The following is a 15460-nucleotide window of genomic DNA, read 5'->3' as shown; positions in this document are numbered from 1 at the left end:
GCCTAGCCGACCTCCGCGAATCTTCGCAGCGACGCGAGATCCAGGATCTCGATGGACCCGCGCGTGCGCTGCACCAGCCCCTGCGCCTCGAAATCCCTGAGGATCTGGTTCACTGTTTGCCGGGAAACCGACAGCATCAAGCCGAGTTGCTCTTGCTGCACGTTGATCACCCGCTTGCTCAAGCCATGGCGCTCGCCATAGCCCCCGGCGATGGCCAGCAAGCGGCGCGCCAGCCTGACCGGCACGGGCATGAGCACTGACGACTCAATCGCTTCAAACGCCAGCCTGAGCTTTGGAGCCATCAGCAGGCCCACCGCTTTCCAGTGCACTGGATTTTCGTCGAGAAACCGCACCGCATCCTGCTGGCCGATATGCAGCAGCACCACGTCGGTCTCGATCCAGGCATCGTGGGCTCGCGGCAAGGCGTCAAACAAGGCAACCTCGCCGAACCATTGCGGCGTTTCCGCGAAAGCCAGCAGTGCCTCCTTGCCATCGGCTGAGGAACTGGTCATGCGGATGGCGCCAGCGACCACAAAGTACAGGCCATCCGCCGGGTCCCCGTGCGCGAACAGGCGCTGGCCCGCAGCCAGCGACCTGACCTTGGCGTGCGCCACGATCCACCGTTGAAAATCGGCGGCAAGACCGGCGAACCATACGCTGGATCGCAGGGCGGCGAGGTGGTCTTCGGGGGTGGATGACTTTGACACAGCGCCAATCTTAGTCTTATGTCAGGAAGGCGACATTGTAGTCGGCCGTTCCCTGCAAAGATCGCTCATTGCAATCGAGGACCGGGATGAAAACCCCGGAAACCCGGAAGACCCGAAGCACCGGCGACTTCGCCATCCCGGCAACGACCGCAGCAACAAACCCGATAAGAGGAACGAGGCAATGGACATAGCGACCTCCCCCGCTCTCTACAAGCGTGACCTTCCAGCCGCATTCCGTGCGATCCGCAAGCTGCTGGCAAACGGAGACGACACCACGCAAGTATTTCTCATCATGCGCGCCCTCAACGGGCCGTCCGCGCCGAAGAACTACGCGCGGCTCCTGAGGACCACGAGCGGGCGGCGGCTGGCTTATCTTCGCGTTGAACTGACGGAGCGCTTCTCCGACCCGGCGTTCATCGCCAGCTTCGCGCCCGGCACGCTCGGCGCCGCCTACCGCGCGTTCCTGGAGCAAACGGGCTACAGCGCCGCCGGACTTGCCGCGATTTCAAACCTCAACAGCGAGCCGCTGGTCGAGGATCCCTACGCCTGGTTCGGCAGGCGAACCCGCGACATCCACGATATCTGGCATGTGCTGACCGGCTACAAGGCCAACGAGAACATGGGCGAAGCGGCGCTGGTGGCGTTCAGCTACGCGCAGACCGGCGCCCTCGGCTGGGCATTCATCGCCGTTGCTACCGCCTTGCAGAGCCTGCGCAAGACCGGCAACACCGCGTACTTGCGCGCCGTCGTCGAGGGGTATCGGCATGGACGCAAGGCGAAGTGGCTGATGGCCGAGGACTACGAGACGCTGCTGCATGAGCCGCTCGAGGCGGCGCGCGCGCGGCTGGGCATTCTCGAACCCGTGGTGTACCAGGCGGCCAGCAAGGCCGCGCAATGCCAGCCCCAGGGCGCGGCTTCGCAATCGCTGTCTTCCGACTAAGCTCCGGGCGCTGCCTTTGGGCCTTTGGGGCTATGCGCGTATGGGCGCTCCTGCTGCGATTCTGGCGAATTTCGCTTTTTATCAATCACATCCGGCGCATCGATAAAAATTGCATCTCGCATCCATCAATAACTTCCGCAGCCGGGATCGAGAGCATTGTCCATTCTCTAATGTGATTGCAGGCGTTTGGCAGGCGCCACCGGGAATGCTATGCTCCCCATGCGCTTGCTGCCGTCGGCAGCAAGCGTCATTCAACGAACACAAGACTCCATAATCCATGGCTACCAAAGCAAATGCTGTCGTAAAGACCACCGCCAAGCCTGCCGCCAAGAAGGCGGCGCCGGCAAAGAAGGCGGCTCCGGCAAAGAAGGTCGCAGCGGCCGCGCCGGCGGTGAAACCCCTGAAGGACACGTTCAACAAGTCCAGCCTGGTGGCCCACCTGGTGGCCCAGACTGAACTGGATGCCAAGACGGTCAAGACCGTGCTGCTCCATCTGGAAAACACCATCCTGAGCGCGGTGCACAAGAAGGGCGCCGGCGAATTCACCCTGCCGGGCCTGTTCAAGGTCGTGGCAACCCAGGTTGCCGCCACCAAGAAGCGCTTCGGCAAGAACCCGTTCACCGGCGAAGACCAATGGTTCGCTGCCAAGCCGGCGACCGTCAAGGTCAAGGTTCGCCCGATGAAGAAGCTGAAGGACGCCGCGCTGTAAGCCGAACAGGCAAGCAGAACGCAGCTGGAACAAAAGGGAGCCCGCGTGGCTCCCTTTTTGCATTGCAGGTCAATACCCGATATCGAGCACACGCGATGAAGATCAGGTCCGAGTGGATTTTTGAGTGCGAGCCACGGCATGTCTGGCCGCACTTCCTTCATGCCCGCATGGATGCGTCGCGCCCGCTGCTGTTCTGGCTGGGAATTCCAAAGCCAATGAGCTGCCGCGTCCTGGAGGGCGTCGCCGCGGTCGGTAATACGCGGCAATGCACCACGGACCGGGGCACCATCAACCAGCGCATCCTGCAACTGGAGCCGGACCGGCTGCTGCAGTACCAGATGCAGGAAAGCACAGTCTGGTGCCGGGCCTGGGTCGGCAAGCTGATCGACACCTTCAGCCTGGAGCCGCTGGGCGATGGCAGGACACGGGTGCGGCGCACGACCGAGTTCGAAGCCACGGGATTGCTCAAGGACATCAGGCTCGTCGGTCTCTGGGCGGCGCTGCGCCAGGCGCATGCCTATGCCGCGCGAAACTGGAAGCGGCTGGCACTGCAGAGCCAGCGCGAATCCGCCTGAGCACACCATCCTCGCCAGGCCGCTCTCGCGGCCTGCCGGCCGGGCGACAAGCCCCGCCACTCAAGTTCCCACCTCAACAGCCGATATTCACCATAGTCCGCAGATGCGTTCGCGACAAACGGCGCGGCTGACAACAGAGCGAATCCGGGTCCTATGGGCCAGCATTTCGCCGCCTTATTATTTCCATTCAGGTAGAAGAAAATGAAGAATCTTGGAATTGGGGTACGCCTTGGCATTGGCTTTGGCGTGGTGCTGCTGCTGTCAACGCTCATGACCGTGTTCAGCATCCTGGGGCTGCAGGACGTGGCCAGCCACACGCACGACATGATGCAGCAGCCGCTGGCCAAGGAACGCGTCGTCAGCGACTGGTATCGCCTGATGCATACGAGCGTGCGCCGCACCACCGCGGTGGCGCGCAGTGCCGATCCGAGCCTGGGCGCGTTCTTCGCCGCCGAGACGAAGGGATCGGTCGACGCCATCGCGGCGTTGCGCGACAAGATCGAGCCGATGCTGTCCTCCGACGCGGAAAAGGCGGCATTCAAGACGATCCAGATCGTGCGCAAGCCGTACAACGACTCGCGTGACAAGATCACCAAGCTCAAGGAAGCCGGCCAGACCGAGGAAGCCAACCAGGTGCTCGAGAGCGAGTTCGTGCCCGCCGGCAACGCCTATCTTGCCGAGATCCAGAAGCTGCTGGATATCCAGCGCGCCAGCATTGACCAGACCGCACTGGAGATCAACGACATCTACCTCTCCGCGCGCAATCGCCTGATCGCGCTTGGCGTGCTGGTGCTGGCCATTGGCGTGGCGTTCTCGGTATGGCTGACCGCCGGCATCACCGCGCCGCTGCATCGCGCCGTGGGCTTCGCACGCAAGGTGGCGTCTGGCGACCTGACCAGCCACATCCGCTCGGATAGCAAGGACGAGACTGGCCAGCTGCTGCGCGCCCTGGGCGACATGAATGGCAACATCCTGCGCATCGTGACCCAGGTGCGCACCGGCACCGAATCCATTGCGTCCGGCACGAGCCAGATCGCCGCAGGCAACACGGACCTGTCCCAGCGCACGGAAGAACAAGCGTCGTCACTGCAGGAAACGGCCTCCAGCATGGAGGAACTGACCAGCATCGTCCGCCAGAACGCGGACAACGCCAAGCAGGCCAGCTCGCTCGCCGTCAACGCCTCCGAGATCGCGATCAAGGGCGGCGCGGTGGTTGGCCAGGTGGTCGACACCATGCAGGAGATCAACGGCGCCTCGCGCAAGGTGGTCGACATCATCGCCGTGATCGAGGGCATCGCCTTCCAGACCAACATCCTCGCCCTCAACGCCGCGGTGGAAGCCGCCCGCGCGGGCGAACAAGGCCGGGGCTTTGCGGTGGTGGCCGGCGAGGTGCGCAGCCTGGCGCAGCGCAGCGCGACCGCCGCCAAGGAGATCAAGTCGCTGATCGGTGACTCGGTCGAGCGCGTGGAAAAGGGCTCGCAGCTGGTCACCAAGGCCGGCCAGACCATGGATGAGATCGTGGGCGCGGTAAAGCGTGTGACCGACATCATGGGCGAGATCAGCGCCGCCTCGGCCGAGCAGAGCGCCGGCATCGAGCAGGTCAACCAGGCCGTCACGCAGATGGACACGGTGACGCAGCAGAACGCCGCACTGGTGGAGCAAGCCGCGGCAGCCGCGGGATCGCTGGAAGAGCAGGCCCAGCGCCTGAAGGAAGCGGTATCCACGTTCCGCCTCGTGGCTGCCTGAACCGCCCGCCCCTCCTGATCCCCCTGATCCCCCTGATCCGCCTATGGCGCGCCGCCAGCCGCTTGCCCGTCACGCAAGCGGAAATGTGGCAACTGCCGTCGTCTTGTGAAGGACGACGGCATCGTACAGTGCCACCAGCGCTTCTTGAATGGCAGCGGCAATGCCCGGCGTCGATACCATGCCATCCTCATCGAGCCTGGCGCCCAGCAATGGCACGGTGATCGACGCCGGCTCGATGATGACGGCGGCCATCGTCTTCAGGGTCTCGCGCAGTGCCGCATCGGCATGGTGCGCGCGCGGCGATGCATTGAGCACGGCGACCGGCTTGTAGGCGAACGGCTCGTAACCCACCAGCCAGTCCAGTGCATTCTTGATCGTGCCGGTCACGCCGTGCGCGTACTCGGGGCTTGCGATCAGCAGCGCGTCCGCTTGCGCCACCTCGGCAAACAAGCGTGTGACGCTGGCATGCGGACAAGCCTCGTCGTCCGGGTTGAACAGCGGCAACGCCCCAAGGCCGCTGAACACGGCCACCGACACATTCGCTGGCGCCAGCCGCGCGGCCGCGCGCAGCAGCGCGGAATTGATGGACACAGCCCGCAGGCTGCCGGATAGCGCAAGTACTTTCATCATTGCCGATTTGCACCGCATGGGTGGTGTCTGAGCCAGCGCGCATTCTATGCCGAATGCGCGTGGCTGCCCGCAGCCCTTTGCGCAAGCCCCGATTGCACCAAACCGCCCCGCCCCCTAAACTCCTCTGCCAGTGCCCCGCGCCGGCACCCGCCCAGCCCCTTTCCGGGACCAGAGCGCACTCGACCAGGAGACCATCGATGATCTTTGCCCCCTTGCTGCGTGCCCTCGCGGCTTGCAGCGTGCTTGCCGTGGCGCCTTCGCTCGCCCACGCCGCCGATCCCGTCAGGATCGGCCTGATCGCGCCCTTCTCGGGCAGCTTTGCCGACTATGGCAAGCAGATGGAAGGCGGCATCAAGGCGTTCCAGAAGCTCAATGGCGATACCGTGGCGGGACGCAAGGTGCAGATCATCAGCAAGGACACCACGGGCCCGGCCCCGGATGTGGCCAAGCGGCTGGCGCAAGAGCTGGTGGTGCGCGACAAGGTCGACGTGCTGGCCGGCTTCGGCCTCACGCCCGAGGCCCTGGCGGTGGCGCCGATTGCCGAGCAGGCCAGGAAGCCGATGGTGATATTCAACGCGGCCTCGTCCTCGATCACCACCAAATCGGCGTATATCGCGCGGGTGTCGATGACCTTGCCGCAGATCTCGGCGCCGATGGCCACCTGGGCCATCAAGAACAAGGTGCGCAAGGTAGTGACGCTGGTGGCGGACTACGCGCCTGGGATCGACGCGGAGACCGCGTTCAAGACCAACTTCATCGGCGGCGGCGGACAGGTGGTCGAATCGATCCGGGTGCCGCTGCGCAACCCGGAGTTCGCGCCGTTCATCCAGCGCATCAAGGACGCCAGGCCGGAGGCGGTGTTCCTGTTCCTGCCCGCCGGCGAGCAAGGCGTGGCGTTCATGAAGGGCTTTCGCGAGCGCGGCCTGGCCGAGGCGGGCATCCGTGTGATCGCCACCGGTGACCTGACCGACGACCACGTGCTGCCGGCCATGGGCGACGCCACGCTGGGCGTGATCACGTCGTTCCATTACTCGATGGCGCACGATTCGCCCGAGAACAAGGCCTTCCTGAAAGCCTTTGCCGAAGCCAACCCTGGCGCCGGCCGGCCTAACTTCATGGCCGTGGCCGCCTACGACGGCATGCGCGCGATCTACGATGCGCTGAAGAAGACCGGCGGCGCCACCGACGGCGACAAGTTCGTCGCGGCGCTCAAGGGCATGAAGATCGCCAGCCCGCGCGGCCCGATCATGATCGACCCGGACACCCGCGACGTGGTCCAGACCGTCTATATCCGGCGTGTGGAAAAGGTTGGCGGCGAGCTCTACAACGTGGAGTTCGACAAATTCGACAACGTCAAGGATCCGGGGAAGTAGGCCAGGCGGCGTGATGCGGCGAGTCTGCATGCATCGCGCCTTCACGCTGCCGGAACTGCGTCGGCGACGGCGATGGCACGACACGGGCGGGCTGCCTGTGGGCCTCGCGAGACAGGCCAGCCTCGCCATCGGGCTGCGCCGGCGCGCCCTGCGCATCCCAGCCACGATGCTCGTAGCATATCCACATCGCGCGCTGCGGCACATCGTTGAAATTGCTGTCGCTGGCGGCCAGCACCCGCGCCCAGACCTCGGGCGTGGAACTGCGCCAGACGCCGCACAGCAGGCGGCGAAAGCGTGGAGCGCGCGCGGCCTCCTGCTCGATGCGGCCGATGAAGGCCGGGCCGTGGTATTCGATCAGGTCTTCCAGTTCGCCGGCAGCGAGCGCGCCAAGGACGCGGGGACTATCGGTGCGGGCCAGGACTTCCAGCACCAGCCGCCATAACCCTTCGGGGTCGTTGACGCCGAGCCAGTCGCAAGCCTGCCAGACCCAGAACGAGCGCACCTCGTGCCGGCCAATGGCCGGGTCGTAGCGGCTGTAACGCTGGATATAGGCGTTGACGAGCCGATTCTGCTCATGGGTTTCCATAGTTCCCCGTAACTACCCGCCTGCGAAAAATGGGCACTGCCGAGGGCCGAAGGCGGTGTGGCCGCCGACGGCCGCCAATGTTCGCCAACGTTCGCCGCCAATCGCCTGCCGCCGGTTGACCATACCGGGGTTGCTCAGGCAACCGTCAGCAACCTGTCCAGACTGCCCTTGTCCGCCAGCAGCTCCGTGCTGGTCGACTCAAACACTACCTTGCCGCGATCGAGCACCATCGCGCGCCGCGTCATGCCAAGCGCCAGGCGAGCGTGCTGCTCCACCACGATCACAGCCATGCCGCCTTCCTCGATCAAGCGGCGGATCACATGCTGCAATTCCTGAACAATAATAGGCGCCAATCCCTCCATCGGCTCGTCGAGTAATAGCAGGGCCGGGTTTACCATGAGCGCCCTGCCAATGGCCAGCATCTGCTGCTCGCCCCCTGACAACTGGTTGCCCAGGTTTGTGCGCCGTTCGTGCAGCCGGGGAAAGACTTCATAGACCCGAGCGACATTCCAGTGGCCCGGTCGCGCCACCGCCGTCAGGTGTTCCTCCACGGTCAGGGATGGGAACATGCAGCGCTCCTGCGGCACCCATCCCAGGCCGGCGGCGGCGCGCTGGTGCGCCGCCAGCCGCGCCAGGTCGCGCCCGCGCCAGGACAGGCTGCCGCGCCGCTGCCGGGTCAGGCCCATCAACGTCATCAGCAGCGTGCTCTTGCCCACCCCGTTGCGGCCCAGCAAGGCCAGGCTGTCGCCGGCGTCCAGCGCCAGGTCGATGCCGTCGAGCACGACGGCGTCGCCATAGCCCGCGCTCAGCCCCTGCACCCGCAGCAGTTCAGTCATGGGCGGCCTCCCCGAGGTATACCTCCCTGACGCGGGGATCGGCGCCGATCTCGGTGGGCGTGCCCTCGGTCAGCACGCGGCCACCCACCAGCACCGTGATGCGCTCGGCAAAGCGGAATACCAGGTCCATGTCGTGCTCGATAAACAGGATGGTGATGTCGCGCGGCAAGCCGGCGATCACGCCGAACAGCTCGGCGCTCTCCCCGGCCGGGATGCCCGCCGCTGGCTCGTCCAGCAGCAGGATGGCGGGCCGGGTGGCCAGCGCCAGGGCGATTTCCAGCAGACGCTGCTTGCCGTATGGCAGGCTGCGCGTCTCGGTATCGGCCTCGGTATGCAGGCGCAGGCTGGCCAGCACCGCCATGGCCTCGTCGGCCAGTGCCCGCTGAGAAGCCACGGTGCGGTGCCAGATCCGGGTGGCGCCGCTGCGCTCTGCCACCGCCAGCACCACGGATTCGAGCACCGTCAGGCCGGGGAACAAGGTGTTGATCTGGAAGGTCCGGGTCATGCCGCGCCGCACCCGTGCGTGCTGGGGCAATTGCGTGATATCTTCGTCGCCCAGCCAGATGCTGCCGCTGCTGGCCGGCAAGGCGCCGGTGAGCAGGTTGATGAAGGTGGTCTTGCCGGCGCCGTTAGGCCCGATCAGCGCATGGCGGGCGCCCGGCGGAAACTGCAGGGAGATGTCGCTGTTGGCGGCAAACCCGCCCCAGGACCTGGACAATCCCTCGGTACGCAACAACCTCGTCATGGCCGCTCGCCTCCCGGCTTGCGGCGCATGGCGCGGCGCAAGGCATCCAGCGCGCCCATCAGCCCGCCGCGCGCAAACAGCACGATCACCACCAGCAGCAGGCCAATCCAGAACTGCCAGTACACCGGATTGATGCCCGCCAGCACATCCTGCGCGACCATGAACACAGCCGCCCCGAGCAGCGCGCCGTACAAGCGGCCCGCGCCACCCAGCACCAGCATCACCAGCAGTTCCGCCGAGCGCGGGAAGCCCAGCACATCCATGCCGACGAACTGCGTCGTCTGCGCCAGCAGCCCACCGGCCACGCCGGCCAGCGCCGCCGCCACGGCGAACACCGCGCCCAGGCGGCGCGGCACGTCGACACCCAGCGCCGGCATGCGGCGCGCGCCCTCGCGCATGCCGCGCAGCGACAGCCCGAAGGGCGAAGCCACCAGCCTGCGCACCAGCACGAACAACAAGAACGTCACCACCAGGCTGTAAAGGTAGGCGGTCTTGCCAAACAGGTCGAACTCGAACCGCCCGAGCAACGGCGCCATGGTGACGCCCGACAAACCGTCCACGCCGCCGGTCAGGAAGGCCGCCTTGTTGGCCGCTTCGAACAGCATCAGCCCGATGCCCAGCGTGACCATGAGCCGCGTCAGGTCCCCGCCGCGCACCACCAGGAAACTCGCCAGCCACCCCGCCAGGCCGGCCACCGCGCCGGCCGCGAGCAGGCCCGAGACCGGCTCGCCCCAGCCATGCGCGGCCAGCAGCCCGGCGGTGTAGGCGCCCAGGCCGAAGAAGGCCGCATGGCCCAGCGAGACGATCCCAGCGTAGCCCAGCAGCAAATCCAGCGACAGTGCGAAGAGCCCGGTGATCAGCACCTGGCTGCCAAGGATCAGGTAGCCGGGCAACAGGAAGAACACTGCCACCGGCACCAGCCAGAACACGATCTCGCCAACGCGCCAGCGGCCGTCGGGCAGATGGGGCAGATGGGTGCGCCGCTCGCTCGCGCGGCTCGGCATCTCGTCAACAGCGCTCATGCCCGCCTCCCGTAGAGACCAGCCGGAAACAGTACCAGCAGCAGCACCATCAGTGCATAGATGACAAAGGCACCCACCGCCGGCACGTAATACTTGCCAGCCACATCGGCCACGCCCAGCAGCAGCGCCGCCACCAGCGGGCCGCGGATGGTGCCCGCGCCGCCCACCGCCACCACCAGCAGGAAATACACCATGTACTTGAGCGGGAACGACGGATCGAGCCCCAGCACGTCGATGCCCAGCCCGCCACCCAGCCCGGCCAGCCCGGAGCCAAGCGCGAAGGTCAGGCTGAATACCCGTTCCACATTGATGCCCAGGCCGCGCGCCGCTTGCTGGTTGTCCACCGCCGCGCGCACCTGCGCGCCAAAGCGCGTGCGCGCCACCAGCCAGCCCAGCGCCGCGGTAATGACCACCACCACCCCGATCAGGAACAGGCGATAGGCCCCAAGGTCCAGGCCCGCCACGCGCACCTGGCCCAGCAGGAAGGCGGGCAGCGCCACTGGCTGCTGGCCCGGCCCGAACACGTAGGTGGCCCCCGCGATCGCCATGAAGGTCAGCCCGATCGAGAACAGCACCTGGTCAAGATGGCTGGCGCGGTACAGGCGCCGGTACAGGGTGCGCTCCAGCACCCAGCCCGCCGCCGCGGCCCCCGCGAAGGCTAGCGGCAGCGTCGCCAGGAAGGGCACGCCGGCCCGGGTCATCAGCACCACCGCCACGTAGCCGCCGAACATGGCGAACGCGCCGTGGGCCAGGTTGACGAAATTCATCAAGCCCATGGTCACCGACAGCCCTACGCTGATCAGGAACAGCAGGCAGCCATAGGCCAGCCCGTCAAACAGCACGCCGAGGAAACTGGCGATCATCGCCGGCCCTCCCCCGGCCACGGTGGCAGGCAACCAAGCTTTGTCATGACATCTCCTGTATGGCGATCGGGACCGGCACTCAATGGCCCTCGAAGGCGGTGAATGGCAGCCCGACATAGTTTTCCGCGAGAGCCGCGGCGGCCGCGGGCGAAGCGGCAACGTATTCCAGCTCGGCTTGCTGCAGCCGCGCCATGAACGGGGTCTGGTCGGGAAAGCGATGCAGCAACGCGGTCATCCACCAGGAAAAATGCTCAGCGCGCCAGACCCGCCGCAGGCACGTGGCGGAGTATGCCGCCAGCAGGTCGTCGCGGCGCTCGCCATAGTGCGCGGCCAATGCGCGCGCCAGCGTGCGCACGTCGGCCACGGCCAGGTTCATGCCCTTGGCGCCGGTGGGCGGCACGATATGAGCAGCATCGCCGGCCAGGAACAGCCGGCCGTATTGCATGGGCTCCACCACGTGGCTGCGCATGGGCGTTACGCCCTTCTGCAGCACGGGACCCTCGTTGAGCCGCCAGCCGTCGCCGGTCTCCAGGCGGGCGTGCAGTTCCTGCCAGATTCGTGCGTCGGGCCACTGGGCGAGATCCTCGTCGGGGCGGCATTGCAGGTAGAGCCGCGTGATCTGCGGCGAGCGCATCGAAAACAGCGCAAAGCCGCGCGCATGGCTGGCGTAGATCAGTTCCTGCGCGGCGGGCGCGGCCTCGGCCAGGATGCCCAGCCACGCAAACGGATAGCGCCGCTCGAACACCTGCAGCGCAGCCGGCGGAATTGCCTCGCGCGAGACCCCATGAAAACCATCGCAACCGGCGATGAAATCGCAATGCAGCGTGTGGCGCTTGCCGCCGTGGGTGAACGTGACGCTGGGCTTGCTGCTGTCGACGCCATGCAGGGCCACGCCGCTGGCTTCGAACAAGATGGCCGCGCCATCCGCCAGGCGCGCGGCGATCAGGTCCTTGACCACCTCGTGCTGGCCGTACACGGTAATGGCACGGCCGCCGGTTGGCCCGGACAGGTCGATGTGGTGCCGGCCCCCGTTGAACAGCAGGTCGATGCCATGGTGGCGCAGGCCCTGGCGCTGCAGGCGCTCGCCCACGCCGGACGCCACCAGCAGGTCGACCGTCCCCTGCTCCAGCACGCCCGCCCGGATGCGTCCTTCCACATGCTGGCGGCTGCGGTCCTCGATGACCACGGCATCGACACCGGCGCGGTGCAGCAGATGGCCCAGCAGCAGGCCTGCCGGCCCGGCGCCGATGATCGCGACCTGGGTGCGCATCGTGGTCTCCCGCCTCCCGTTTATCGTTGCTGGCCTGGCCCGCCGGATGGGCCGTGGCGGCAGCGCCCGGCCTCTGGTGCAGGGCATTGTCAGACGCGCCACTTCATTTTGCAATCGGGGGTTCTTGCGATACAGCGCATGCGGCTGCCAGGAATGCGGCGCCGCTCAGGGCGGGAGGATTGCCACATACGCCAGGCCGGCGGACAGCGCCAGGCACAGCGGGGAATAGACCCACGTATCCAGCCAGGCGAACGAAGAGCCGGTGATGCGCTTGAAGAAGCCGACCAGCCGGAAATCACCCACCGCCCTGGCCAGCATGGCCAGGGCGACCAGGCCGATGGCCCATTGCAGGACAGGCCCGGTGCAAGGCGCCGTGGCCAACCCGGCGCGCGCCGCCACCATCAAGGCCACCGCCGCCAGGCCAATGCCCACCAGCAGCGTGCCCGTGCGCGAGGGCGTAAAGGCGGGCACCATCGCGCTCGCCGTTGCCGGCGGCGCAATGTCGCCGGCGGCCACCTTGCGGGGCACACGGGGAACGGCGGCATCCTTTACCAGGTGCCCGCCCAGCGCCCAGTAGACATGCACACCGGCAAGCAAGAGGTAGGTGCAGGCGACTAGCAGGGCGATCATGGCGGCAGGTTTCTTATCTGTGAGAATATGATACGGATCGGGGCAACAGCATAAGCTAGCCGGGCCGCTGCGCGGTGCGCAGTGACTAAATGCCGCAGCCCCGGCCGCCAGGTTCCAGGCCCAGCAGCAAGGAGATCGTCATGTCATCCGATAGACGCCGTTTTCTTGGCCACGGCGTGCGCCTTGCCGCCGCACTTAGCCTGCCCTGTGGCACCTGGCCCGGCAGCACGCTCGCGGCGCCGCCCGCTGCCGGGCCATTGCGCCGGGCACTGCCCGGCGGCCACGAAACCCTGCCTGTGATCGGCATGGGCACGGCCGATACCTTCAACGTGGGAACGGAACGCGCCGAACGCGCCCCGCTGGCCGAGGTCCTGGCCCTGCTGCTGCAAACGTCCGGCCCGGTGATAGACACCGCGCCCAGCTATGGCAGCGCGCAAGGCGTCACCGGCGACCTGCTGCGCGACGCCAATGCCCGCGGCAAGGTCTTCCTGGCCACCAAGATATCCAGCCCGGCCGGCGGCCCGGCGCAGGCGCAATGGACACAGTCGCTGCGCGACCTGCATAGCGATACCGTGGATCTGCTACAGGTCCACAACCTGATCGACTGGCGCGACAACCTGCGCTTTGCACGCCAACTGAAGGATCAGGGCAAGACGCGCTATGTCGGCATCACCCACTACCGCGAGGACGCGCATGAGGCGCTGGCGCAGATCGTGCGCAGCGAACGCCTGGATTTTGTGCAGCTGAACTATTCCCTGGCCGAGCGCAATGCCGAGCGCGTGCTGCTGCCGCTGTGCCAGGAGCGCGGCGTAGCCGTGCTGGTCAATCGCCCGTTCCAGGACGGGCACCTGTTCCGCGTCGTCAAGGACCGGCCGCTGCCGCCCTGGGCCGGCGAGATCGACTGCGCATCCTGGGGCCAGATCTTCCTGAAATTCATTGTCAGCCACCCCGCGGTGACGGCGGCGATCCCCGCCACGTCCAAGCCCCGCAACATGCAGGACAACCTTGGCGCGGGCCTTGGCCGCATGCCCGATGCCCGCCAGCGCGAGCGCATTGCCGCGCTGCTGGCCGCCTGAGCCCTTCATGGCAAACCCCACAAACTCCGCTGCGCCCAAGCAGGCTACCCGGCACGGACTCGGCATCCGGCCAGGTGAAGGCAGCGCCGTCGCGGCTGGCTTCCTGTTCTTCTTCTGCCTGTTCGCCAGCTACTTCATGCTGCGCCCGGTGCGAGAGACCATGGGCATCGCCGGCGGCGTGCAAAACCTGCAATGGCTGTTCACCGCCACCTTTGTGGTCATGCTGGTGGCCATCCCGTTCTATGGCTTGTGCAGCGCGCGGCTGCCCCGCCGGCGTTTCGTGCCCTGGGTCTATGCGTTCTTTATCGCCAACCTGCTGGGTTTTGCCGTGGCCACGCGTGGCGCGCCGGACAACATCTGGCTGGCGCGCGTGTTCTACGTCTGGCTATCGGTGTTCAACCTGTTCGTGGTGTCGGTGGCGTGGAGCCTGATGGCGGACGTGTTCCGCCCCGGCCAGGCGCGCCGGCTGTTCGGCCTGCTGGCCGCCGGCGCCAGCGCGGGCGGCCTGGCCGGCCCGCTGCTGGGCGGCTGGCTGGTGACGCGCATCGGCCTGACCGGGCTGATGGTGCTGTCGGCCGCGCTGCTCGCGGCCACGCTGCCCGGCGTGGGTTACCTGTTCGGCTGGCGCAAGCGCTCCGGCGCGGGCGTGCCGGTGGCGGACGATCCGGTGCCGGCGCAAGACCCGGCCCGGCCCATCGGGGGCGGGCTCTGGGCGGGATTGACGTTGGTGGCGCAGTCCCGCTACCTGCTTGGCATCAGCCTGTTCGTGATCCTGCTGGCCACGGCCAGCACGTTCCTCTACTTCGAGCAAGCCAGGCTGATGGCGCAGACCTTTCCTAGCCGCACGCAGCAGACCCAGGTGTTCAGCGCCATCGATGCCATTGTGCAGGCACTGACCATCCTGGTGCAGGTGTTCCTGTCGGGGCGCATCGCCAGGCGCTATGGCGTGACCTCCCTGCTCACGGCGGTGCCGCTGGCGGTGGCGGCTGGCTTCCTGGTGCTGGCGCTGTGGCCCACCTTTGGCGTGCTGGCCGCCGTGATGATCCTGCGCCGCGTGGGGGAATACGCCTTGCTGCGCCCGGGGCGGGAGATGCTGTTTACCGTGGTGGATGCCGAGACCAAATACAAGGCGAAGAACGTGATCGACACCGCCGTCTATCGTGCCGGCGATGCCGTCAGTGCGTGGTTCAAGACTGCCATCGACGGGCTTTCCGGCCACCCGGCCGTGGTGGCGTGCACCGGCGCTGCGCTGGCGCTGGGATGGGCGTGGCTGGGATGGTGGCTTGGCCGGCAACATGAAGGCCACGCCGGGAACGCCCCGGCGGCGGTCCGCGCCGGCATGACGCCCGTGCCGCGTGATGGCAGCGGCGCTTAAGTGGGCTAGCTGATGCGGGGGAGCTACAAACAAGATACGCAAATCAGGCTTTGTCCTACACCGCATCCACCGTCACAGTGCGAATAATTGTGACTGTTGTGACGGATTATTTTTTGAGGAGCACCGATGAAACCCGGAATTCCAAGCCTCAAGGCAGCCGCGCTGGCAGCCGCCCTTGCCCTGGGCGGCATTGCCCACGCCCAGCTGGCACCGCCCGAGCCGCAGCAGCCACAGGGCGAGCGCGCCACGGCAACGCCCATGCCAGCCCAGCCTGCGCGCCACAAGAAGCATAAGCACAAGCACCATCACAAGAAGGCGCCGCCGCAGGCCGCCCCGGGCGCCGACGCTGCGCCACCGCCTCCGGCCCCGCAATCGCC

17 protein-coding genes are annotated in these 15460 nt (G+C 66.8%); 8 read left to right on the top strand and 9 right to left on the bottom strand.

Going from position 1 to position 15460, the window contains the following annotated elements; translation table 11 throughout:
- Nucleotides 1-2 precede the first annotated feature (2 nt).
- Nucleotides 3-707: a Crp/Fnr family transcriptional regulator gene (locus tag A9975_RS13445; protein ID WP_183033217.1), complete on the bottom strand. Its 705-nt coding sequence runs from the start codon at nucleotides 705-707 to the stop codon at nucleotides 3-5.
- A 181-nt stretch (nucleotides 708-888) separates the two neighbouring features.
- Here A9975_RS13445 and A9975_RS13440 point away from each other — a divergent pair, with 181 nt between their 5' ends.
- The 4 genes from A9975_RS13440 to A9975_RS13425 all read left to right on the top strand — a co-directional run bounded on the left by A9975_RS13440 (nucleotide 889) and on the right by A9975_RS13425 (nucleotide 4677).
- Nucleotides 889-1647 carry a Coq4 family protein gene (locus A9975_RS13440; protein WP_183033216.1) on the top strand — a complete coding sequence of 253 codons (759 nt, stop codon included), beginning with the start codon at nucleotides 889-891 and terminating at the stop codon, nucleotides 1645-1647.
- A gap of 277 nt (nucleotides 1648-1924) precedes the next feature.
- Complete coding sequence (locus A9975_RS13435; protein WP_183033215.1) at nucleotides 1925-2356, top strand: HU family DNA-binding protein; 432 nt, start codon at nucleotides 1925-1927, stop codon at nucleotides 2354-2356.
- A 167-nt stretch (nucleotides 2357-2523) separates the two neighbouring features.
- Nucleotides 2524-2931 (top strand): SRPBCC family protein, encoded by a 408-nt coding sequence (locus tag A9975_RS13430; RefSeq protein WP_370564576.1) that lies wholly within the window; start codon nucleotides 2524-2526, stop codon nucleotides 2929-2931.
- Nucleotides 2932-3132: 201 nt separating this feature from the next.
- Complete coding sequence (locus tag A9975_RS13425; protein WP_183033213.1) at nucleotides 3133-4677, top strand: methyl-accepting chemotaxis protein; 1545 nt, start codon at nucleotides 3133-3135, stop codon at nucleotides 4675-4677.
- A gap of 69 nt (nucleotides 4678-4746) precedes the next feature.
- Here A9975_RS13425 and A9975_RS13420 read toward each other — a convergent pair whose 3' ends face one another.
- Nucleotides 4747-5307, bottom strand: a complete 561-nt coding sequence (locus A9975_RS13420; protein ID WP_220810736.1) for an NADPH-dependent FMN reductase — start codon at nucleotides 5305-5307, stop codon at nucleotides 4747-4749.
- A gap of 197 nt (nucleotides 5308-5504) precedes the next feature.
- On the opposite strand from A9975_RS13420, the gene A9975_RS13415 reads away from it, so the two are divergent.
- Nucleotides 5505-6680 carry an ABC transporter substrate-binding protein gene (locus A9975_RS13415; protein WP_183033212.1) on the top strand — a complete coding sequence of 392 codons (1176 nt, stop codon included), beginning with the start codon at nucleotides 5505-5507 and terminating at the stop codon, nucleotides 6678-6680.
- On the opposite strand, the gene A9975_RS13410 is transcribed toward A9975_RS13415, so the two are convergent.
- The 7 genes from A9975_RS13410 to A9975_RS13380 all read right to left on the bottom strand — a co-directional run bounded on the left by A9975_RS13410 (nucleotide 6661) and on the right by A9975_RS13380 (nucleotide 12632).
- The gene (locus tag A9975_RS13410; RefSeq protein WP_183033211.1) at nucleotides 6661-7266 is read right to left on the bottom strand and encodes a DUF6869 domain-containing protein; all 606 of its coding nucleotides are present in this window, start codon (nucleotides 7264-7266) and stop codon (nucleotides 6661-6663) included. The genes A9975_RS13415 and A9975_RS13410 overlap by 20 nt on opposite strands.
- A gap of 134 nt (nucleotides 7267-7400) precedes the next feature.
- On the bottom strand, nucleotides 7401-8102 hold the full coding sequence (locus A9975_RS13405) for an ABC transporter ATP-binding protein (protein WP_183033210.1): 702 nt from the start codon (nucleotides 8100-8102) through the stop codon (nucleotides 7401-7403).
- Nucleotides 8095-8847, bottom strand: a complete 753-nt coding sequence (locus A9975_RS13400) for an ABC transporter ATP-binding protein (RefSeq protein WP_183033209.1) — start codon at nucleotides 8845-8847, stop codon at nucleotides 8095-8097. The genes A9975_RS13405 and A9975_RS13400 overlap by 8 nt, the downstream gene beginning before the upstream one ends.
- On the bottom strand, nucleotides 8844-9869 hold the full coding sequence (locus A9975_RS13395; RefSeq protein WP_183033208.1) for a branched-chain amino acid ABC transporter permease: 1026 nt from the start codon (nucleotides 9867-9869) through the stop codon (nucleotides 8844-8846). Before A9975_RS13395 ends, A9975_RS13400 begins: the two co-directional genes overlap by 4 nt.
- Nucleotides 9866-10732, bottom strand: coding sequence for a branched-chain amino acid ABC transporter permease (locus tag A9975_RS13390; protein WP_183033207.1), 867 nt, complete (start codon nucleotides 10730-10732; stop codon nucleotides 9866-9868). The genes A9975_RS13395 and A9975_RS13390 overlap by 4 nt, the downstream gene beginning before the upstream one ends.
- 79 nt (nucleotides 10733-10811) lie before the next feature.
- Entirely contained in the window at nucleotides 10812-12002 is a 1191-nt protein-coding gene (gene pobA / locus A9975_RS13385) for a 4-hydroxybenzoate 3-monooxygenase (RefSeq protein ID WP_183033206.1), read from the bottom strand.
- Between the two features lie 165 nt (nucleotides 12003-12167).
- Entirely contained in the window at nucleotides 12168-12632 is a 465-nt protein-coding gene (locus A9975_RS13380; RefSeq protein ID WP_183033205.1) for a DUF3995 domain-containing protein, read from the bottom strand.
- 140 nt (nucleotides 12633-12772) lie between these two features.
- Between A9975_RS13380 and A9975_RS13375 the strand changes: the two genes are divergently transcribed.
- The 3 genes from A9975_RS13375 to A9975_RS13365 form a co-directional block, all read left to right on the top strand.
- On the top strand, nucleotides 12773-13708 hold the full coding sequence (locus A9975_RS13375; protein WP_183033204.1) for an aldo/keto reductase: 936 nt from the start codon (nucleotides 12773-12775) through the stop codon (nucleotides 13706-13708).
- Nucleotides 13709-13715: 7 nt separating this feature from the next.
- On the top strand, nucleotides 13716-15083 hold the full coding sequence (locus A9975_RS13370; protein ID WP_183033203.1) for an NTP/NDP exchange transporter: 1368 nt from the start codon (nucleotides 13716-13718) through the stop codon (nucleotides 15081-15083).
- 126 nt (nucleotides 15084-15209) lie between these two features.
- Nucleotides 15210-15460: hypothetical protein (locus tag A9975_RS13365; protein ID WP_183033202.1), on the top strand; the 251-nt coding region annotated here is incomplete at its 3' end.

The sequence above is a fragment of the Cupriavidus sp. UME77 genome, assembly GCF_014170355.1.
Taxonomy (GTDB): Bacteria; Pseudomonadota; Gammaproteobacteria; order Burkholderiales; family Burkholderiaceae; genus Cupriavidus; species Cupriavidus basilensis.
The sequence above is the reverse complement of the archived record's forward strand: the minus strand, read 5'-3'. Positions and strand labels throughout refer to the sequence as shown.